Below are 19,405 nucleotides of genomic sequence, written 5' to 3' on the forward strand. Positions count from 1 at the left end.
TCCTACCGGCATATAGGGCGAGGCGCCGGTGGTGATATTCACCACCACGTCGCTCGCCTGTTTGATGACCTTGAGGAACGGCGCGAAGTCTTCGGGTTCGTGCACCGGCTTGCCGGTCTGCGGATCGCGCGCGTGCAGGTGGACGATCGCCGCGCCGGCCTCTGCCGCCTCAAGCGCACTCTGCGCGATCTCGTCGGCCGTCACCGGCAGATGCGGCGACATCGACGGGGTGTGGATCGAGCCCGTCACGGCGCAGCTGATGATGGTCTTGGCCATATAATCCTCTCTTGTGTTCTCAGAGCCGATCCGAAACCGCACGCCAGCTTTCTGCCAGGACATCGCGGAATTGGGGGGCGGCTATACGTATAAGGGCTTCGGCGCGGTCATCATGGCTCTTGCCCCGCAGGTCGGCGGCACCATGTTCGGTGACGACCACATCGGTATCGAGCCGGCTCAGCGATGCCGGGCCGCGTGCAGAGGCAGGGTCGATGATGCGCGACAGCGTGCCTTTCGCCGCGTCGGCGGGAAGGCAGATCAGGCGCAGCCCGCGCGGCGACAGGCGGGCGGCGGCGGCAAAGTCGCTGGCGCCTCCCGGTCCCGACATGGCGCCCTTGGGGCCGACCTCGGAATAGACTTGTCCGAACAGGTCGACTTCCAGCGCGGAATTCACCGTGACGAAGTGTTCGGCGGCTCCCGCGATGCGCAGATCATGCGTTACCGAGGCCGGTCGGAACTGGAAATGGGGATCATCCAACCCTGCGTAGAGTTCGGGCGATCCGATCGCGACGCCGACGAGGGCGCTCGAACCCGGGGCCATGGCCCCCGACCGCACCAGCCGCAGCCCGCCGTCGCCGACGAGGCCGGTATGAAGGCGCAGGTCGCGGCGGTCATGCAATGCATCGAGGACGGCGTCGGGCACTTTGCCGAGGCCGGTCTGCAGCGTGGCGCCGTCTTCTATGAATCGGGCCGCATGTTCCGCGATCGCGCGCGAAACAGGGTCCGGAAGATCGGCGGGCGTGCCTTTCAATACCTGATCCTGCTCGATGAAAGCGGTCAGTTCGCCGAAGGGAATACCCGGATCGCCTGCCGTGCGCGGCATGGCGGGGTTGATATGCGCGATCCGCGTTCCGGCGCATCGCCAGAAATCGGGAATGAATGCTGTTTCCGGCCCGAACGAGCACATTCCGTTTTCATCGGGCGGGCTGCACATGAACAGCGCTGCGCTTGGCGGCTCGGCCGCATAGAGCGCGGATATCTGCCCGTAGCACAGCGGCCTGAAATCGACCCGCTCGGGTTCTGCCCTGAGCTGCGGCGTCTGGAAGAACGTCAGCACCCGGCTCCGGCTGCTTCCCGACCATGTCCGGCGGTTGAGGCCGGGCACGAAGATGCCGGAGAACCGCATGGCCGCCAGGGTATCTCCCCCCCCGGCGACCATATCGGCCAGCAGATCCGATTCCGCGCTGCACGACGAAACCAGCGTCAGCCCACCGGGCGGCAGGACTGCGGCCAGATCGTCTTCGGTGATGCGTCGTGGTGCCACGGGCCGGACCTGCTGATTTGCTATCTGCTATTCCGTCACTTCACGTACTTGTGGAAGTCGGGCGCGCGCTTCTCGGTGAAGGCGCGGACGCCTTCCTTGGACTCGTCGGTGTCGTAGAACAGCTTCACCGCATTGAGCGCCAGCATCGAGATGCCGCGGATGTTGTCGCTGTCGGCATTGAAGCTGCGCTTGGCGAGCGCCAGCGCGGTGGGCGAGCGCTGGGCGAGGATGTCGGTCCACTCGGTCACCGCCGCATCAAGCTGGTCGTGCGGGACGATCTTGTTGACGAGCCCCATCTCGAGCGCTTCTGCCGCCGTATACTGGAGGTTGAGGAACCAGATCTCGCGCGCCTTCTTGTCGCCGACGTGGCGGGCGAGGAGCGCCGTGCCCCAGCCTGCATCGACCGAGCCGACCTTGGGGCCGACCTGACCGAGCTTCGCCGATTCCGACATGATCGAAAGGTCGCACAGCGTCGCGAAGACATTGCCGCCGCCGATCGCGAAGCCGTTGATACGGGCAATCACGGGCTTGGGAATGTCGCGGATGATCGACTGCAGTTCGTCGATCGGCAGGCCGACGATGCCGCGCCCGTCGTACTGGCCTTCGTGGGCCGACTGGTCGCCGCCGGTGCAGAAGGCCTTGTCGCCCGCGCCGGTGAGCACGACCGAGCTGACGCCGCGATCGTCGGCGGCCAGCTTGAACGAGGCGATCAGTTCCTCGATCGTCTGGGCATTGAAGGCGTTGTAGAGCTTGGGGCGGTTGATCGTGATCCAGGCCGCGCGGCCCTTCACTTCGTAGATCACGTGCTTGAACTGGGGTGCTTCGCTCATAGCGAGTCCTTTCCTGCGTTGTTCTTGTAGATCGCGTGGGAGCTGGCCATCACCCGCTCTCCGACGGTGGCGATCGCCTGGGTGAAGATCATCGTGCGCGTGGTCTTCACCAGCACGACGTCCGCAACCAGCCAGTCGCCTGCGACGGGCGGAGCCAGGTAATTGACCTGCAAGGATATTGTCGGCGTATGGGGATCGGCGGCCTCGCGGTCCTGGTAGACGAAGGCCTGCCCATCAAGGAAAGTCGCCATGGCGCCGCCGTGCATGCCGCCGACGCCGTTGCAGTGATCTTCCGAGACTTTCAGGCAGTAGCGCTTCGCTGCCCAGTCGACCCAGATCTGGCCGACCGTCCACGCTCCCGTGCGGGTAACGATGCCGGTTTCCCAGTTTCCCGGGATCGGCGGCGGGGTGGTGTCCTGATCCGACATGGCCGGATCAGACCATGTTCATGCCGCCGGAGACGGAAATGGCCTGCCCGGTGATATAGGCGCCGTCGTCCGACGCGAGCATCGCCACGATGCCGGCGTAGTCCTCGGGTTCTCCCATGCGCTTCAAGGGGATACCGCGCACCATCGCGTCCTTCCACTTCTCCGCGTCGGCGCCTTCGCCCAGCACCGAGGCCATCATCGGCGTATTGGTGGGGCCGGGGCAGACGCAGTTGGCGAGCACGTTCTTGCGCGCCAGTTCGCGGGCGATCGACTTGGTGAAGCTGATGAGGCCGCCCTTGCAGGCCGAATAGACCGCCTCGTTGCTGGTGCCGACGCGCGCCGCGTCCGAGGCGATGTTGATGATCCGCCCGCCGCCGCGCTGCGCCATCCGGCCCGCGACCGCGAAATGGGTGTTGAGATTGCCCTTGAGGTTGATCGAGATGACCTTGTCCCAGAACTCCGGGGTGGTCGTGAGGAAGGGCATCGGCTTGTCCCATCCGGCGTTGTTGACCAGCGCCCAGACGGGACCAAGGGTGTCCTCAACGGCACCTACGGCAGCCTGAACGGCCTCGAAGTCGCTCACATCGACCTGCCAGGTCTGCACCACGGCGTCTCCGGCGAGCTTTGCGGTCTTTTCGCCCGCCTCGGGGCTGAGATCGAAGATGGCGACCTTGCACCCCTCCGCCGCGAGCCTGAGAACGAGCGCGCGCCCGATGCCCTGTCCGCCGCCGGTGACGATGGCGACCTTGCCTTCCAAACCTTTCACAACAACCTCCGTTTGTTCATGACCGGCTACATTTCTATGTCGCCGGCCCCTTCGGCATCGCTGCCGATGAGTTCGATCAGTCTCGTCTTGACCTTGAGGAGCACGCCGCTGGCGCCCTCGAGTTCTTCGTCCTCCACCACGCTCATGATGTCGGCTTCCACCGCATCGACCGCTTCCCTGATCGTGGCGACCAGCTTCTGGCCGGCCTTGGTCAGGTATATGCGGCGGGCGCGGGCATCGCGTTCATCCGCCCGGCGTTCCACGAAGCCGCCGCCTTCCATGCGATCGACCAGCCCACCGATCGCCACCTTGGTGAGATCGAGGTCGGCGGCCAGCGCGGTCTGGGTCATCCCGTCGCGGCGCGACAGGAAAGCCAGCACCCACCACTGCGATCGCGTGATGCCGAGCGGCTTGAGCGCCCGGTCCACGACGATGCGGCGCATGCGCGACACGTCGTGGATCAGGAACCCGAAACGCAGGTTGGAATCCAAATTCTTGGGCACGCTGGAAACTCCGGAAGTTGAACCTTCCGCACTATCCGCAATTGCGCGCGCATCAAGAGGTAAGCGTGTTTCCATTACCCTTTGCGCGCAAGCTTGCCCTTGAACATCTCACGCGCGATGATGGTCTTCATGATCTCGATGGAGCCGCCGGCGATCTTGACGATGCGCGCGTCGGCATAGGCGCGGCAGATCGGGTACTCCCACATGTAGCCCCAGCCGCCGAACAATTGCAGGCACTTGTCGACCGTTTCGCAGTGCAGCTCCGAGGTGGTCATCTTGGCCATCGCGGCATCGACCGGATCAAGCTCGCCCTTCATGAACAGGTCGATGCACTTGTCTGTGAAGACCCGCGCCATCACCGCACGCGCCTTGAGGTCGGCCAGCACGAACTGGGTGTTCTGGAAATCGCCGATGGTCTGGCCGAAGGCCTTGCGCTCGGCGGTGTAGTCCACCGTCCATTCGATGACGGTTTCGGTCACGGTCGCCGAGCGGATCGCCTGGGCGAGCCGTTCCTGCGACAGCTTCGTCATCATCAGCGCGAAGCCCTGGCCTTCCTCGCCCAGCATTGCGCTGGCGGGCACGCGCAGGTTGTCGAAGAACAGTTCCGAGGTGTCCTGCGCCTTCATGCCCAGCTTGTCGAGGTTCTGGCCCCGGTTGAAACCGGGCAGGCTGGCATCGACGAGGAACAGCGAGGTGCCCTTGGCCCCGGCGGCGCTGTCGGTCTTGGTGGCGAGCACGATCACGTCGCACAGCTGGCCGTTCGAGATGAACACCTTCTGCCCGTTGATCACGAAGTCGTCGCCGTCGCGTTCGGCGCGGGTGCGGATCGCCTTGAGATCGCTGCCCGCGTGCGGCTCGGTCATGCCGAGCGAGCCGATCGCCTCGCCGCTGACCATCTTGGGCAGCCACTGGCGCTTCTGCTCCTCGGTCCCGAAGGCGAGGATGTAGGAGGCGACGAGGTCGGTGTGGATCAGGAAGCCCGGGCCGCTCGTGCCCGCGCGCCACAGTTCCTCGAAGACGATGACGTCATAGAGATAGTCCGCGCCGATGCCGCCGTATTCCTCGGGAACCGTGCAGCACAGCATCCCGGCCTCACCGGCCTTGAGCCATACGTCGCGCGGGACGATGCCGTCCTTTTCCCACTGGTCGTGGAAGGGGACGATTTCCTTCTCGATGAACTTGCGGACGGTGTCGCGCCACATTTCGTGTTCGGGCTGGAAGAGGGATCTTTCGATCATGGCTCAGTTGCTCCCCCGTTGGGCTTTTTCCTTGGCGACCGAACCCGCGATAGCGGCGCGCGCTGCATCCCACTGCTCGCCGGTCAGGTTGGTGAGATCGGCGAAGGTGCCGGGACCGGCCAGATGCTGCGCACCGTCGATCGCGATGGTCTGCCCGGTCAGGTAATTGCAACCGTCCGACAGCAGGAAGGTAATCAGGTTGCACAGTTCCGGCATATCGCCGAAGCGGCGCAGCGGCACCGTCTCGCAATTGGTGGCCGAGCTTTGCGTGTCCGGGATCGGATTGAGCTTTTCCCACGCGCCTTCGGTAGGGAAGGGGCCGGGGGCCACAGCGTTGAGGCGGATGCCGTAAGGGCCCCATTCCACCGCCAGCGACTTGGTCATGGCGTCGATCGCAGTCTTGCCCATGGCGGACGGCACCACGAAGGCCGATCCGGTCCATACCCAGGTCGTCAGGTTGGAGACGACCGCGCCCGCGATCCCGTCGCGAATCCAGCGCTTGCCGCACGACAGCGTAGTGTAGAACGTGCCGTCGATCACCGTCGAGGTCACCGCGCGGAAGCCGCGGGCGCTCAGGTCCTTGGTCGGTGCGATGAAGTTGGCGGCGGCGTTGTTGAACAGGCCGGAAAGCGGACCCGTCTGCCAGATCGCCTCGATCATCGCGTCCACTGCATCGGCATCTCGGATGTCGCAGGCGTGAGCATGGACCGCGCCGCCGGTCGCCGCCGAAATCTGCGCCGCCGTTTCGTCTAGCAGCGCCTGGCGACGGCCGCAGATATGCACCACGGCGCCGCGCGCGCTGAGGCTACGGGCGATCTCCCGGCCAAGGCCGCTGCCGCCACCGGTCACCAGAATGGCCTTTCCGGCCAGCACGTCCTGTTTGAAGATGTCCAAGTCCTGCTCCCTTGGCCGGGTGCTGCCCTGACGGGTGCCAAATCGCCCTTGCCACTAATTGTGAACCTGTTTACAAAATGATTCGTCGCTGTCAAGAAGGCTGCGACGATAGGCCGCTGCGAAAGCAGCGGCAGAGCCGAAAAATGATCTTGCGGAGGATAGGGTGCAGATCGGTATAACCGCGATGGGCGCATACTTGCCCGCGCTGCGCGTCGACCGCAAGGCGATCGCCCGCGAATATTCCTGGAGTGGCCTCGGCATGCCGCGCGGCGGTTTCCGCGCGCTGGCTGGCTGGGACGAGGACAGCCTGACCATGGCTGTAGAAGCGGCGCGGGGTCTGGTGCGGACCGCGCCCGAAAGTCTGCGGATCGCCTCGACCTCGGCCTATTACACGGAGCGTTCGCAAAGCGCGATCGCGCTCGATGCGCTGGCCCTGCCGCGCACGGTGCGCACCGTGGACTTCGGCAATTCGCGGCGGGCAGCGACGACTGCCATGCTCGATGCGCTGCTGGGTACGGGTGACCAGATCGTCGTCGCCTCGGAAAAGCGGCTGACGCAGGCGGGCAGCGCGGCGCAGCTCGCCTATGGCGACGGCGCCGCCGCGGTGCGCATCGGCGAGGGCGGCGGCGCGCGGCTGGCGGGTTTCGCCAGCGTGACGCACGATCTGGTCGATCGCTATGCCTCGCAGGATCACCCCACGCCTTATGCCTACGAGGAACGCTTCGTACGCGACGTGGCGGTGGCCGAACTGATCGTTCCCGCCATCCGCGACGCCTGCGAGGAAGCGGGGATCGAGCCGGGCCATCTGACGCATGTCGCGGTGGCCGAGCCGGTCGGCGGGACATGGGCCGCTGCGGCGCGGCAGTTGAAGGTCGCTGCGCCCAATCATTGTCAATCGGTTTCCGATGCGGCGGGCGATCTGGGCACGGCGATGCCGCTCTACGGCCTCGGCCTTGCGTTGGCGGCGGCGGCAGTGGGCGATTACGTGCTGGTCGTCGGGTTTGGCAGCGGCGTCGATGCTCTGGTCTTCGAAGTGACCGGCGAAGTCGAGGGCGTGGCCGGGTTCGCCGAGGTTCTCACGCAGGGCTTTCGCCTGACTTCTCCCACGCGCTTCCTCAATCTTTCGGGTGCGCTGTCGCTCGACTGGGGGATGCGCGCGGAATTCCAGCAGAAATCGCAGGCCACCGTGCTGGAGCGCGTCGGCCGCGACACCATCGGCTTCATCGGCGGGCGCGACAGTGGGGGCAACGTCCAGTTCCCCAAGAGCGCCTATCCGGTCAACCCGGCTCTGTCCGAGCCCGAAGTTCTGGAGGACGTGCGCCTTGCCGATCTGGAGGCGAAGATCGTCTCGATCACGGCGGACCGGCTGAACTTCACCCCTGATCCGCCGTTCGACTTTGGTCTCGTCCAGTTCGACAACGGCGCGCGGGTGCTGATGGAGATGGTCGACCGGCCCGAGCAGGGCTTTGCGGTGGGGGACCGCGTCCGCATGCGGCTGCGCATCAAGTCGCAGAACCGCGAGCTGGGCACCCGCACCTATTTCTGGAAAGCGGCGCCGCGCGCGCGCCCGACGTTGGGAGACGCCTGATGGCGAGCGGATTCAGGGACAAGGTCGCCATCGTCGGCATGGGTTGCAGCCGTTTCGGCGAACGCTGGGAGCTTGGCGCTGACGGGCTGATGGTCGAGGCGTTCGGCGAGGCGCTGGCGGATGCCGGTATCGCGCGCGAGCAGATCGAGGCGGCGTGGGTCGGCAATGCGCTCGACGACATCAACGTCGGCAATTCCGCGCTGCCCGCCGCCCATGCGCTGCGCCTGCAGCGGGTGCCGGTCACGCGGGTGGAGAACATGTGCGCCACCGGGACCGAGGCGCTGCGCGGCGCGGCTTATGCCGTGGCTTCGGGCGCGGTGGACATCGCGCTGGCCATCGGCGTGGAGAAGCTCAAGGACACCGGCTACGGCGGGTTGCCGCTCAAGACCAAGGGCGTGCAGAACGACTTGTGGATGCCTTACGGCTCCGCGCCGGGCACGTTCGCGCAGCTGGCGGGCGCTTATGCAGCGCGGCACGGGATCGACGCGGGCGACCTCAAGCGGGCGATGGCGCATGTCTCGTGGAAGAGCCACCAGAACGGCGTCCACAGCCCCAAGGCGCACATGCGCAAGGCGGTGGAGATGGACAAGATCCTGAACGCGCCGATGATCGCCGATCCGCTCGGCCTGTTCGACTGCTGCGGCGTGTCGGATGGTGCAGCCTGCGCCATCGTTACCACGCCCGACATCGCGCGCGGGCTGGGCAAGGTCAACCCCGTCACGATCAAGGCGATCCAGCTCAGCGCCAGCAACGGCTGGGAGATGCAGTACGGCGAATGGGACGGCGCGCATGTGCCCAATACCCGCGTCGCGTCGCGCAAGGCCTATGCCGAGGCGGGCATCCACGACCCGAAGCAGAGCATCGACATGACCGAGGTGCACGACTGCTTCTCGATCACCGAACTGGTCATCATGGAAGACCTCGGCCTGTCGGATGAGGGCCGCGCGCCTGCCGACATCCTCGATGGCCGGTACGACCGCGACGGCGCGATTCCGTGCCAGCTCGACGGGGGGCTCAAGTGCTTCGGCCACCCGGTCGGCGCCTCGGGCCTGCGCATGGCCTACGAGGTCTACAACCAGCTTCAGGGCCGGGCGGGCGATCGCCAGCGCGGCAAGGTCGATTTCGGCCTGACGCACAATCTGGGCGGCGCACCGTTCAACAGCGTTGCCGCCGTGGCGATCCTCGGCCGCCTGAACTGACAAGATAATAGGGAGACGATACGATGGCAGGCCTCTGGTTCGAGGAGTTCGAGGTCGGGCAGGTGATCCGGCACGAGATCCGCAAGACCGTGCTGGAATACGAGAACATGCTGTTCTCGTCGCTGACCTTCAATCCGGCCCAGCTTCATGTCGATCACGACTATGCGGCGCAGACCGAATTCGGCAGGCCGCTCATGAACTCGATCTTCACGCTGGGGCTGGTGATCGGCCTGTCGGTGCAGGATACGACGCTGGGCACCACGGTCGCCAACCTCGGCATGACCGATACGGTGTTTCCGAACCCGGTCTTCTCCGGCGATACCATCCGCTCGGAAACGCATGTGCTGGAGGTGCGCGCCAGCAAGTCTCGCCCGACGCAGGGCATCGTCCTGTTCGAGCACATCGGCCTCAACCAGAACGACCAGATCGTCTGCCGCACCAAGCGCAATGCACTGATGCTGAGGAAGCCGGCGTGAGGCTGCGCTCGCTTCTCTTCGTGCCGGGCGACAGCGAGAAAAAGTTCGCAAAAGCCTCGCAGACAGCGGCGGACGTGCTGATCCTCGATCTCGAGGACTCGGTTGCTCCGGCGGTGAAGCCCGAGGCGCGCGGCATCGTCGCGGGCTGGCTCGACCGCGCGGGCGAGGTCGGCGCTGCGCTGTTCGTGCGGCCCAATCCGCTCGACAGCGGGCTGATCGACGACGACCTTGCCGCCGTGGTGCGCCCTGGCCTTGCGGGGCTGCTGGTTCCCAAGGCCAATGGCGCCGAGGACATCGCTGAAATCGCCCGCAAGCTGGACCGGCTCGAGGCCGAGGCGGGCATGGCGGTGGGCACGGTGAAGATCGCCGTCGTCTCCACCGAGACGCCGCTGGCGATGTTCAACCTGCAGTCCTACACGCCGCCGCACCCGCGCCTCGTCGGCCTGACCTGGGGGGCGGAAGACCTTGGCGCCGCCATCGGCGCGACGGACAACAAGGAGCCCGACGGCTCCTGGACCTTCCCCTATCAGGTTGCCCGCGCGCAGTGCCTGTTCGCCTCGGCCTCGGCCGGGGTCGTGCCGATCGACACGCTCTACGCCAACTTCCGCGATCCCGAGGGGCTGGAAGTGGACTGCCGCAAGGCCCGGCGCGACGGGTTCCTCGGCCGCATCGCCATCCACCCCGATCAGGTCGACACGATCAACCGCTGCTTCAGCCCGTCTGAGGAGGAAGTGGCCCATGCCCGCCGCATCGTCGATGCCTTCGCCGCCAATCCCGAACTCGGTACGATCGGCATCGACGGAAAGATGTTCGACATTCCCCACCTCAAGGCCGCGCACAAGACGCTGGCCGCAGCAGGAGAAGATGGATGAGCGGTTTCGCGCGCGGCGCCAGCCTTGCGATCGTGGTCGGCCTGACCGCGTTCCTTCTCTATGCCTTCGCGACCGGCGAGGTCATCCCGGACCAGCTCCACGTGTGGTCGGTGGTCTGGGGCCTCTACGTCTGGGCCGATGCCTATTCCGGCTTCCTGCTCTGCTCGCTCATCATCTACGCCTACGAGCGCAACCTGACGCTTGTGGTCGTGCTGTTCATCGTCACCTGCTGCACCGGCAACATGGTCAACGCCGCCTGGCTTCTGTGGCGCGGGCCCGACCTGCTGCGCCGCATCCAGTCCCATTCAACGAGGATTTCGTCATGAGTGCACTCCGTCCCCTTCCGACCGAGGAAGATCTCGAAGCCATCCGCGAAGGCGTGCGCGCGGTCTGCAAGCCGTTCGACGACGAATACTGGCTTGCCCGCGACGACGACGGCAAGTTCCCGCGCGAATTCCACCGCGCCATGGCCGAAAGCGGCTGGCTGGGCATCACCATGCCCGAGGAATACGGCGGCTCCGGCCTCGGCGTGACCGAGGCGATGACGATGATCCGCGAGGTCGCCTCTTGCGGCGGCGGGTTCGCCGCGTCCTCGACGATCCATATCAACCTGTTCGGGCCGCACCCGATCGTGGTCAAGGGCACCGAGGAGCAGAAGGCCCGCTGGGTGCCGCGCCTTGTCTCGGGCGAGGACCAGGTGTGCTTCGGCTTCACCGAGCCAGACGCCGGCCTCAATACCACGCGGATCAAGACATTCGCCGAGAAGGTGCCCGGCGGCTACCGGGTCAACGGCCAGAAGGTCTGGACCTCGACCGCGCAGGTCGCGAACAAGATCATGCTGCTGACCCGCACCACCAAGTTCGAGGACGTGACCAAGCCGACGGACGGCATCACCATCTTCTACACCGACCTCGACCGCAGCAAGATCGATGTCCACCTGATCCCCAAGATGGGCCGCAAGGCGGTGGATTCGAACGCGATCTTCATCGAGGATCTGTTCATCCCCGACGAGGACCGCATCGGCGAGGAAGGCAAGGGCTTCGGCTATATCCTCCACTCGCTAAACCCCGAGCGCATCCTGATCGCCGCCGCCGCCACCGGCATCGGTTCCGACGCACTGCGCCGGGGCGTGAACTATGCCAAGGAGCGCGTGGTTTTCGACCGGCCGATCGGCCAGAACCAGGGTATCCAGCACCCGCTCGCGGAAAAGTGGATGTATCTGCAAAGCGCCTGGCTGATGGTCGAGAAGGCCGCGCGCCTCTACGACAGCGGCCTGCCCTGCGGAGCCGAGGCCAATTCCGCCAAGTTCCTTGCCGCCCGCGCCTGTCATGACGCGGCGTGGCAATCGGTCGCGACGCATGGCGGCTTTGGCTATGCCAAGGAATACCATGTCGAGCGACTGTACCGCGAGGCCGCGCTGACGCGCCTCGCGCCGATCACCGAGCAGCTCATCATGAGCTTCATCGCCGAGAAGGTCCTCGACCTTCCCAAGAGCTACTGAGGATACGACAATGGGAATGATGGAAGGCAAGGCCGTGCTCGTCACCGGCGCCGGTCGCGGCGTCGGTCGCGGCATCGCGCTGGCCATGGCGAAGGCGGGTGCTGCGGTTGTCGTCAACGACCTTGGCGTGGCGCTGACCGGCGAGGGCGAGGAGAGCGCTTCGCCCGCCGAGCAGGTGGTCGAGGAAATCCGTGCGCTGGGCGGGCAGGCGGTCGCCAACCACGACAGCGTCGCCGAATGGGACGGGGCGCAGGCGATGGTCCAGGCCGCGATCGACAGCTTCGGCCGGATCGACGCGGTGGTGAACAACGCGGGCAACTTGCGCGACGTGATCTTCCACAAGATGGAGCCGGAGGACTTCCGCGCGGTGATCGACGTGCACCTCATGGGCAGTTTCCACACCAGCCGCGCCGCCGCGCCGTTCTTCAAGGATCAGGGCTCGGGCGCTTTCGTGCACATGACCTCCTCGACCGGGCTCGTCGGCAACTTCGGGCAGGCGAACTATGCGGCGGCCAAGCTGGGCATCGTCGGCATGTCCAAGTGCATCGCGATCGACATGCAGCGCTTCGGCGTGCGCTCCAACGCCGTCGCGCCCTGGGCGTGGACGCGCATGGTCAGCTCGATTCCGACCGACACACCCGAGCAGCAGAAGCGCGTCGAGGGCCTCAAGAAGCTGGACGCCGACAAGATCGGGCCGTTCTGTGCAGCGCTGTGCAGCGATGGCGGCAAGGACGTGACGGGACAGGTCTTCGGCGTGCGCAACAACGAGATCTACCTGTTCTCGCAGTCGCGCCCGATCCGCACCGCCCACACCGCCGAGGGCTGGACGCCCGAGACGATCACCGAGCGCGTGTTCCCGCAGTTCGCCAATGACTTCTACCCGCTTCACCGTTCGGGCGACGTGTTCACCTGGGACCCGGTGTGACCATGATCCGGCCCGACGCGATCCGGGACTACGGCTTCGGCGTGCGCACGCAGTCCTATGCCGAGCGTGACGCGATCCTTTATGCGCTGGGCGTCGGGCTGGGGCACGATCCGTGCGACGCGGGCGTCCTCGCGTTTCTCGATGAACGATCGCTGCGGGTTCTGCCGACTTATGGTGTGACGCTGTGTTCGCCCGGCATGTGGATTCGCGAGCCGGCGCTCGGGGTCGATTTCGGCAAGCTGGTGCATTCCGCGCAGGCAGCCGAGTTCTTCGAGCCGCTGCCCCCCCGCGCCACGGTGACAGGGACGGCGAGCGTGGTCTCGCTGACCGACCGGGGTGAGGGGCGCGGCGCGGTGCTGGTGCTGGAGCGCGAGATCAGCAATGCCGATACCGACGCCGTCCATTGCCGCCTGCGCCAGACCCTGCTGCTGCGTGGCGACGGCGGTTTCGGCGGCCCCGAAGCCCCGCGCGAGGCGAAGTTCGAGCCGGTCGGCGCTCCCGATGCGGTCCGGCACTACGGAATCTCGCCGCGCGCGGCGCTGATCTATCGCCTGTCGGGGGACTGGAACCCGCTGCATCTCGATCCGGGCTTCGCGGCGAAGGCCGGTTTCCCGCGCCCGATCCTGCATGGGCTGGCGAGCTATGCCGTCGCCGGCGTGGCGGTCTCGCGCGCGTTGGGGCGCGATCCGGGGGCGGTGGGGGCGCTGGCCTGCAAGTTCTCGGGCGTTGTCATGCCCGGGGACGAAGTCACATTCGAGATATGGAAGGACGGCGATGCCTCGGCGCGGTTCCGCGCGTTGGTGGGGGATCGCAAGGTGCTGGATGACGGCGCGATAACATGGAAGCGATAGAACGATGAACAGGGAAGAGATCGCCGCCCTCAAGGGCAGACTGCGCATTCCGGTGATGGCGGGGCCGATGTTCATCGCCTCCACCGCGGACCTCGTGATCGCGCAGTGCAAGGCCGGGATCATCGGCTCGATGCCCGCATTGAACCCGCGCACGACCGAGGCGCTCGATGCCGACATCGGCCGGATCAAGGCCGAAGTGGGCGACGCGCCTTATGCGATCAACCTCGTCGCCCATGCCTCGAATTCGCGGCTGGAGCCGGATCTGGAGGTGGTGCTGCGCCACAAGGTGCCGATCGTGGTGCTGGCGCTGGCGGCCAACCCCGACCTCGTGCGGCGGCTTCAGGACAACGGCGCGCTGGTGTTCCAGGACGTCGTGCGCAACCGCCACGCGCAGAAGGCAGCACAGATGGGCGTGGACGGGATCATAGCTGTCGGTGCCGGTGCAGGTGGGCACACCGGCAATATCTCGCCTTTCGCGCTGGTGCAGGAAATCCGCGAGTGGTGGGACGGGCTGCTGATCCTCTCGGGCTGCATCGCCAACGGCCGCTCGGTGCTGGCGGCCGAGGCGATGGGGGCCGACCTCGCTTATGTCGGCTCGGCTTTCCTTGCGTCGGAAGAGGCCAACACGCAGGCCGGTTTCAAGCAGATGATCGTCGACTGCGCGGCCGACGACATCCTCGTCAGCGACTCGTTCACCGGCGTGAAGGCGACGTTCCTGCGCCCCTCGATCGTCGAGAACGGGCTGGATCCGGACAACCTCGTGCGCGCGGCGGGCAAGGCGATCAACATCGACGGCGGCGGCGACAACGCCAAGGCGTGGAAGGAAATCTGGAGCGCCGGGCAGGGCATCGGCGCGGTCAAGGTCGCGGGGCCTGCGGGGGAATGGATCGGTACGCTGGTGGACGAATACGCCGAGGCGCGCCGCTGGCTGGCAGACGCAGGCTGACATGAAAAGGGCGCGGGAGAGTTTGCCTCCCGCGCCTTCTTTGTCAGTCGACTGGTGCCGTTACGGTGAGATGAGCGGGCTGCCAGATGTCGATGCGCGGTTCCGCAACGAGCAGCTTGGACAAGTCCGTGAACAGCCCTGAGACGATGCGGGACTGCAGGTAGGTCTGATAGGCCAGCGCACTGTGCCATTGCTCGGAAAGGATGAGTCTGTCGGCGTCCTCATGATGGCGATGGGCACTGATGGCGACGAAGCCGTCGGTCCTGCGCGTCTCTTCGAGAATGCCGGGCAGTTGCGTCAGGAACGTCTCCATCGTGCCCGGTGCGAAATGGAGTTCGAGGGTGACGAATACAGGGTGCATGCGATCTCTCCGTGCCTGGAATTGCATCTTCGCCTCTATCCCGTAAGTGCGCGGTTTCAGACGGATGAGCTGGCTCACCCTGAAAGCGCCTTCGAGATCGAGAGCGAACGGGGCGGGAATTCATCCTTGACAGTCCCCTCCGTCGTAACTTGTGAGCCCGGTGTTCGCGGCCCGAAAAGCCGAAACTACGTGAGCGCAGCCGTCATCGACGGCAGTTCCGTGTCCGGGCCTTCGAACCTGGTAATCGCGAACCAGCTCCGGTCGCGCAGGGCGGTCGCGGCCCCGTGGCCTAGCACCTGCCGGTAGACGGCAGTGCGGAACCGGGTATCTCCATCGACGTGCGCAGCGGCGATCAGCGCGGCTATGGCGGCGCTCGTCCGTACGGTCGCTGCCTGCAGGGCGTCATCGTCGGTTGCGGGCATGGCCGCCGACCGCAATTCATGCGCTGCGGATGTCGTCACCGGGCCGCCGTTCGCTGCTGCGACCAGTTCTGCGGCCAACGTTGCGAGTGCGCGGAACTCGGCGTCTTCGTAGCGCGTGTTCAGGCCTGCCTGCGCGCGCAACTGGTGGAGATGCCCCAGTACCAGCGATGCCTGCTCCTCCGCGAGCCCCTTGCGTCCCCGCAGTTCGGGGAGAACGACTTCTTCCATGGCCCGGATCATGCTGCCGAGGCGATCTTCGATCGATGGATTCATGGTGCGGTTGCCTCATCCAGAAGGCGGCAGAGTTCGGACACGAAGATGTATCCCGCGGGTGCCAGCCAGGTGAGCAGGACGTCCTGATGATTGTGGCGGTCGCGCGCGGTCTTCATGCCGGTCGCCAGCGTCATCACCACGCATTTGTAGGCGGAGAGTATCTCGTAGAAATGCAGCGAACGCGGATTCACCGATCGTCCTGTCTGCGCGATATATGCGGCAATGAAGTCCTCGCGCGTCAGCATCGCGCTGGCAAGGTGCACGCCGTTCTCGGACGAACCGAATATCCGCTGGAGCGTCCACGCGAGATCCTCGTGCGGGTCGCCGATATGGGCCAGTTCCCAATCGAGCATGGCGGTGATCTCGCCGCTGTCCTCGTCGAACAGGTAGTTTCCGGTGCGATAGTCGCCGTGGACCATCACCAGATCGGTCGCGGCGGGCAGGTTGGCATACATCCACTCTTCCGCGAGTGTGAGCACCGGATGGGCCTGGATCACGTCTTCGTGGTGCAGGCGAGCCCACCAGTTCACCTGCCAGCGCGCCGCCTGCCAGGGATCGGCGTCCGGTCGCTGGAAGCTGGCAAGATTCGGATCGGCAAGGTCCAGCGCGTGGATGGCGGCGAGATTGCGGATGAATTGCGGTGCGATTCTGCCGCGAAGATCCGGCCCCAGATAAGTGCCCAGACCGGTCACCGTATTGCCGTTGTCGCTCGGTTTGGTCACACCGGCGACGAAATGCATGATGGCTGCGGGCTGGCCGAAGAATGTCCCTTCCGCGTCGAGCCATGCCGGTTCTGGCGCGGGAATTATGCCCCGCACCGCGTTGAGCAGGTCGGCCTCGCGGCCCCGATCCGATTCCGAGATCGACTGGATCGGCTCCATGCGTAGCACGTAGGCCTGCGCTGGAGCAGCGCCGCCGCCGATTTCAAAGTAGAACTGTTCCTTGGACGCGCCGCCGCCGAGCCGGCGCACGCCGCTGGCGATCAGGCCCGGAGCGACGCTTGCCAGGAACCGGGACAGGCGTTCCTCAACTTCTGCGATCGACGCGACGCGATAGACGTCGCTGGCCGCCTTGCGCAGTGCCCGCCGATCGAGCACGGCCCGGATGCCGGGCTCCAGATCGGACCGATCCGGCGTGGATGCGAAGGCGGATGTACTGGTCGAATGGACCGTAGCCATCGGGATAACCTCATCGTCAGGGCAGTCATGGTCGGCTCGGCTGTCTACTGGCCGTACTTTGCCACATGTTGCCGGGCGAAGTTGTAGTAGTCCTTGTTCCAACAGAACTCGCACCACCCGGCGCCGGGGACTCCATCGATGGTCACGGTGACGGGTGCCTCGCAAAGATAGGTTATCGGATCGAAGTCGAGCCGGATGTTGGCGAATGCCTTGCATTCCACGCGCGCCGTGCGGCCCTCGTCGTCGAATACGGTGGAATCGAAAGTCTGCTGCATCATGTTCTCGTCGAACGTGTAGTCGTACTCGGCATCGACGAGGTGGGTCATCCTGCCGTCCTTGACGAGATAGCCTTGCAGGTGGCGCCGGCCGAACGACTGCATTTCGAAGTAATGGATCGACGCTTCGGCAGTGACTGCGTGGAACCACTTGTAATGCTGGTTGAGCCCCCAGACGCGCGGCCCCCATGAATGATCGCGCACGAGCCAGCCGTTGACCTCGAAGGTCTTACCGTCGACGGTCAACTGGCCGGTGACCCTGCCGTGCTGCTCGGTGCGGTCGTCACCGTAGTAAGGCGGCAGGCCGTCCGGGTGCGAGCTGAAGGCGTAGACGGGATAGGCTGCCTCGTACGTGCCGTCGAACTGGATGCGCTCTCCCTTCCAGCGCAGTTCGACTTTGTGGTGAGGTTCGACGATGGCCATTTCCAGCGGTCCGAAGCGCCAGTCGTCGAAATCGAGGTCGGGGGCCTCGCCTTCGATCTCCTCGTGGATTTCTTCGCCAAGGCCTGGGCCGAAAAGCGTGGTGCGCACTTTCGCCGTGCCGCCGCCGCGCAGGCTGGGATAGATGAAGCCGGCTATTCCGTGCTCGGGAATGATAAGCATGTGCGCGAGAGCCTCGCGGCCGTCCGGGGCAAGATCGTGCTTGTAGGCGTGCCTGTCGGCAAATTTCGGGATCGAGGTGATGACGTTCATCGGACGCTGTCTCCTGCAGTCGTGAGGATGTCTTGCCGGTCGCAATCTGCGGGACGGCCATGCCTGAAGATGCTTGGAAAGTTCGCATCAGCGCGCTCGATCGGCGGTTGTGCCCCGGCGCCCGCGTCCTTCCTCTCCATTCGTTCGCCGACTCATTCGGCTGTTTGAAAATTGGTAACCTGATTAATCAAAGCGAACAAGAGGTATTTGCCATCCTGTTTTGTCATCGCGCCAAAACTAACTTCGACGTCGAATTAAAATATTGATATATAATAATATATATAAATCATGTGATGGGTAATGGCTGTTCATTCGTTATGTTCGGTGTCACGCAAGGTCATTGCGCTCAACCTGTGGGCCTGTAAGGTGCCGTCATGTCGGTACAGGCTCTCCAGGAAGCGGCACCGTCCGGACAGGACGGCTATCCGTTGAAATCTCTGCTTGTCGGGAAAGCTGTCGAGGGGATCGCGCGGCAAGGCATCCGCAACATGCCGATGCGCGCCATAGCCGCGAACGCCGGAGTCACGACCGCCGCGATCGTCCATCATTTCGGCGACAAGTCAGGCCTCCTTCGCGCGGCGCTGCAGCAGGCACTTCTCGAAGATAGCGCGTTTCACGAAAGCCTGATCGCAAATATCGCCGGCAGACCGCTCGGCTACCTGAACTTTGTCGAGTGGACCGCGAACTATATCCGGCTACGGCATGGGAGCGACAATGCCCGCTTCTGGTCGGAAGTGCTGTTCCATCCGCAAGCGGTGGCCGGCAACCTGCGTCACGTCGAAGCCTGGCACGACATGCGAGTCCGGGCGTGGGGCGATATTCTGGAGGGGCAGGGGCGGGACCGTAGCTTTGCCGAAGCGCTGGTCACTTACCTGTGCATGGAGGAAGTCTGGGCGCAAGGTCTCGATTCCTTCGCCGAATATCCCATCCTGCAGCGCGAGACCTTGCGTGCACTCCTGGCGGCAATGTTCGATCTATCGTGGGATGAAGAGCACAGCATAAGCGCTTTGCTGGAGCCCAGGCTCGAAAGTTTCGCTATGCGCGCGCCGCCCAATCCGGACGACCTGCGCGAACGGCTGCTGACAGAGGCGGCGCGTGACCTGTTCGAACACGGGATCGAAAAGGTGAACCAGCGGCGGATCGCCGGCAACCTTGGCGTGTCTCCCTCGATCATCGCCTATCATTTTGGAGGCATGTCGAACTTTCGCAATCAGGCGATGTGGCGCGCCATGATCCACAAGGTGGCCGATCCGCTGAATCCGTACAGCGCGAAGGACAAGCCGCTTACGCTGGAGGACTGGGCCGAAGGCATGGCGAACGCGATCTCGCCGGCCGACGGCAGCGGTGACAATGGGTTCTACGTATCCTTCGCGAGAACGATTGGCGAAGTCGCGCTGCTGTCAGGGCGGGAGCCGGAACTGCTTCCCCTCGTCGAGCACTTGCGGATACTGGACGGCACCGCCAGCTATCAGGCCGGGCGCGGAATCTGGGCCGGCCTCGTCTCGCTGCGGCGGCAGCAGGCGTCGGCCTTCGCGATGTGGATGAAAGGCCGCGCGGTGCTCAACACGGCCTTCGGGTATGACCGCGCCTCGACACGCAAGGCGCTGATCGAGGCGGTTACACGGCTGATCCGACCCGCCGGATAA

The 19,405-nt window shown here is 65.2% G+C and carries 23 protein-coding genes; 11 read left to right on the plus strand and 12 right to left on the minus strand.

Translation table 11 applies throughout. From position 1 onward, the window contains the following. The 8 genes from HWN72_RS23080 to HWN72_RS23115 all read right to left on the minus strand — a co-directional run. A partial coding sequence (locus HWN72_RS23080; RefSeq protein ID WP_211151520.1) for a 3-keto-5-aminohexanoate cleavage protein occupies positions 1-276 on the minus strand: 276 nt, incomplete at its 3' end. A 19-nt stretch (positions 277-295) separates the two neighbouring features. Next, the gene (locus HWN72_RS31900; protein WP_051586802.1) at positions 296-1,540 is read right to left on the minus strand and encodes an acetyl-CoA hydrolase/transferase family protein; all 1,245 of its coding nucleotides are present in this window, start codon (positions 1,538-1,540) and stop codon (positions 296-298) included. Positions 1,541-1,575: 35 nt separating this feature from the next. After that, a complete protein-coding gene (locus HWN72_RS23090; protein ID WP_036525291.1) occupies positions 1,576-2,370 on the minus strand; it encodes an enoyl-CoA hydratase-related protein in 795 nt (264 codons plus the stop codon). After that, complete coding sequence (locus tag HWN72_RS23095) at positions 2,367-2,798, minus strand: PaaI family thioesterase (protein WP_036525289.1); 432 nt, start codon at positions 2,796-2,798, stop codon at positions 2,367-2,369. The genes HWN72_RS23090 and HWN72_RS23095 overlap by 4 nt, the downstream gene beginning before the upstream one ends. 7 nt (positions 2,799-2,805) lie before the next feature. Continuing rightward, the gene (locus tag HWN72_RS23100; protein WP_036525287.1) at positions 2,806-3,564 is read right to left on the minus strand and encodes an SDR family NAD(P)-dependent oxidoreductase; all 759 of its coding nucleotides are present in this window, start codon (positions 3,562-3,564) and stop codon (positions 2,806-2,808) included. A 26-nt stretch (positions 3,565-3,590) separates the two neighbouring features. Beyond that, positions 3,591-4,067: a MarR family winged helix-turn-helix transcriptional regulator gene (locus tag HWN72_RS23105; protein ID WP_162177375.1), complete on the minus strand. Its 477-nt coding sequence runs from the start codon at positions 4,065-4,067 to the stop codon at positions 3,591-3,593. A gap of 74 nt (positions 4,068-4,141) precedes the next feature. Beyond that, positions 4,142-5,305: an acyl-CoA dehydrogenase family protein gene (locus tag HWN72_RS23110; protein WP_036525283.1), complete on the minus strand. Its 1,164-nt coding sequence runs from the start codon at positions 5,303-5,305 to the stop codon at positions 4,142-4,144. Positions 5,306-5,308: 3 nt separating this feature from the next. Continuing rightward, positions 5,309-6,199, minus strand: coding sequence for an SDR family oxidoreductase (locus HWN72_RS23115; protein WP_036525281.1), 891 nt, complete (start codon positions 6,197-6,199; stop codon positions 5,309-5,311). Positions 6,200-6,362: 163 nt separating this feature from the next. Between HWN72_RS23115 and HWN72_RS23120 the strand changes: the two genes are divergently transcribed. The 9 genes from HWN72_RS23120 to HWN72_RS23160 are packed head-to-tail and all read left to right on the plus strand — an operon-like array spanning position 6,363 to position 14,557. Further along, positions 6,363-7,787, plus strand: a complete 1,425-nt coding sequence (locus tag HWN72_RS23120) for an OB-fold domain-containing protein (RefSeq protein WP_036525279.1) — start codon at positions 6,363-6,365, stop codon at positions 7,785-7,787. Beyond that, positions 7,787-8,986, plus strand: a complete 1,200-nt coding sequence (locus HWN72_RS23125; RefSeq protein WP_211151521.1) for an acetyl-CoA acetyltransferase — start codon at positions 7,787-7,789, stop codon at positions 8,984-8,986. The genes HWN72_RS23120 and HWN72_RS23125 overlap by 1 nt, the downstream gene beginning before the upstream one ends. A 23-nt stretch (positions 8,987-9,009) precedes the next feature. Continuing rightward, on the plus strand, positions 9,010-9,462 hold the full coding sequence (locus tag HWN72_RS23130; RefSeq protein WP_036525275.1) for a MaoC family dehydratase: 453 nt from the start codon (positions 9,010-9,012) through the stop codon (positions 9,460-9,462). After that, positions 9,459-10,334 (plus strand): CoA ester lyase, encoded by an 876-nt coding sequence (locus HWN72_RS23135; RefSeq protein ID WP_036525273.1) that lies wholly within the window; start codon positions 9,459-9,461, stop codon positions 10,332-10,334. The genes HWN72_RS23130 and HWN72_RS23135 overlap by 4 nt, the downstream gene beginning before the upstream one ends. Next, positions 10,331-10,660: a hypothetical protein gene (locus tag HWN72_RS23140; protein WP_211151522.1), complete on the plus strand. Its 330-nt coding sequence runs from the start codon at positions 10,331-10,333 to the stop codon at positions 10,658-10,660. Before HWN72_RS23135 ends, HWN72_RS23140 begins: the two co-directional genes overlap by 4 nt. Continuing rightward, positions 10,657-11,835 carry an acyl-CoA dehydrogenase family protein gene (locus HWN72_RS23145; RefSeq protein ID WP_036525270.1) on the plus strand — a complete coding sequence of 393 codons (1,179 nt, stop codon included), beginning with the start codon at positions 10,657-10,659 and terminating at the stop codon, positions 11,833-11,835. Before HWN72_RS23140 ends, HWN72_RS23145 begins: the two co-directional genes overlap by 4 nt. A gap of 10 nt (positions 11,836-11,845) precedes the next feature. Further along, complete coding sequence (locus HWN72_RS23150; protein WP_036525268.1) at positions 11,846-12,760, plus strand: SDR family NAD(P)-dependent oxidoreductase; 915 nt, start codon at positions 11,846-11,848, stop codon at positions 12,758-12,760. Between the two features lie 2 nt (positions 12,761-12,762). After that, the gene (locus HWN72_RS23155) at positions 12,763-13,611 is read left to right on the plus strand and encodes a MaoC/PaaZ C-terminal domain-containing protein (RefSeq protein WP_211151523.1); all 849 of its coding nucleotides are present in this window, start codon (positions 12,763-12,765) and stop codon (positions 13,609-13,611) included. A 4-nt stretch (positions 13,612-13,615) separates the two neighbouring features. After that, entirely contained in the window at positions 13,616-14,557 is a 942-nt protein-coding gene (locus HWN72_RS23160) for a nitronate monooxygenase family protein (protein ID WP_036525264.1), read from the plus strand. A 43-nt stretch (positions 14,558-14,600) separates the two neighbouring features. On the opposite strand, the gene HWN72_RS23165 is transcribed toward HWN72_RS23160, so the two are convergent. The 4 genes from HWN72_RS23165 to HWN72_RS23180 all read right to left on the minus strand — a co-directional run bounded on the left by HWN72_RS23165 (position 14,601) and on the right by HWN72_RS23180 (position 17,759). Continuing rightward, positions 14,601-14,918 carry a putative quinol monooxygenase gene (locus HWN72_RS23165; protein ID WP_036525263.1) on the minus strand — a complete coding sequence of 106 codons (318 nt, stop codon included), beginning with the start codon at positions 14,916-14,918 and terminating at the stop codon, positions 14,601-14,603. A gap of 185 nt (positions 14,919-15,103) precedes the next feature. Then, complete coding sequence (locus tag HWN72_RS23170; RefSeq protein WP_211151524.1) at positions 15,104-15,613, minus strand: hypothetical protein; 510 nt, start codon at positions 15,611-15,613, stop codon at positions 15,104-15,106. Continuing rightward, on the minus strand, positions 15,610-16,791 hold the full coding sequence (locus tag HWN72_RS23175; RefSeq protein WP_051586799.1) for a phosphotransferase family protein: 1,182 nt from the start codon (positions 16,789-16,791) through the stop codon (positions 15,610-15,612). Before HWN72_RS23175 ends, HWN72_RS23170 begins: the two co-directional genes overlap by 4 nt. Before the next feature lie 44 nt (positions 16,792-16,835). Then, positions 16,836-17,759, minus strand: coding sequence for a hypothetical protein (locus tag HWN72_RS23180; protein ID WP_036525259.1), 924 nt, complete (start codon positions 17,757-17,759; stop codon positions 16,836-16,838). Between the two features lie 59 nt (positions 17,760-17,818). Between HWN72_RS23180 and HWN72_RS23185 the strand changes: the two genes are divergently transcribed. Next, a complete protein-coding gene (locus HWN72_RS23185) occupies positions 17,819-18,025 on the plus strand; it encodes a hypothetical protein (RefSeq protein WP_156799935.1) in 207 nt (68 codons plus the stop codon). Between the two features lie 108 nt (positions 18,026-18,133). Further along, positions 18,134-19,405, plus strand: a complete 1,272-nt coding sequence (locus HWN72_RS23190; RefSeq protein WP_069709347.1) for a TetR/AcrR family transcriptional regulator — start codon at positions 18,134-18,136, stop codon at positions 19,403-19,405.

It is taken from the genome of Novosphingobium sp. HR1a, assembly GCF_015594425.1.
GTDB classification, from domain to species: domain Bacteria; phylum Pseudomonadota; class Alphaproteobacteria; order Sphingomonadales; family Sphingomonadaceae; genus Novosphingobium; species Novosphingobium resinovorum_A.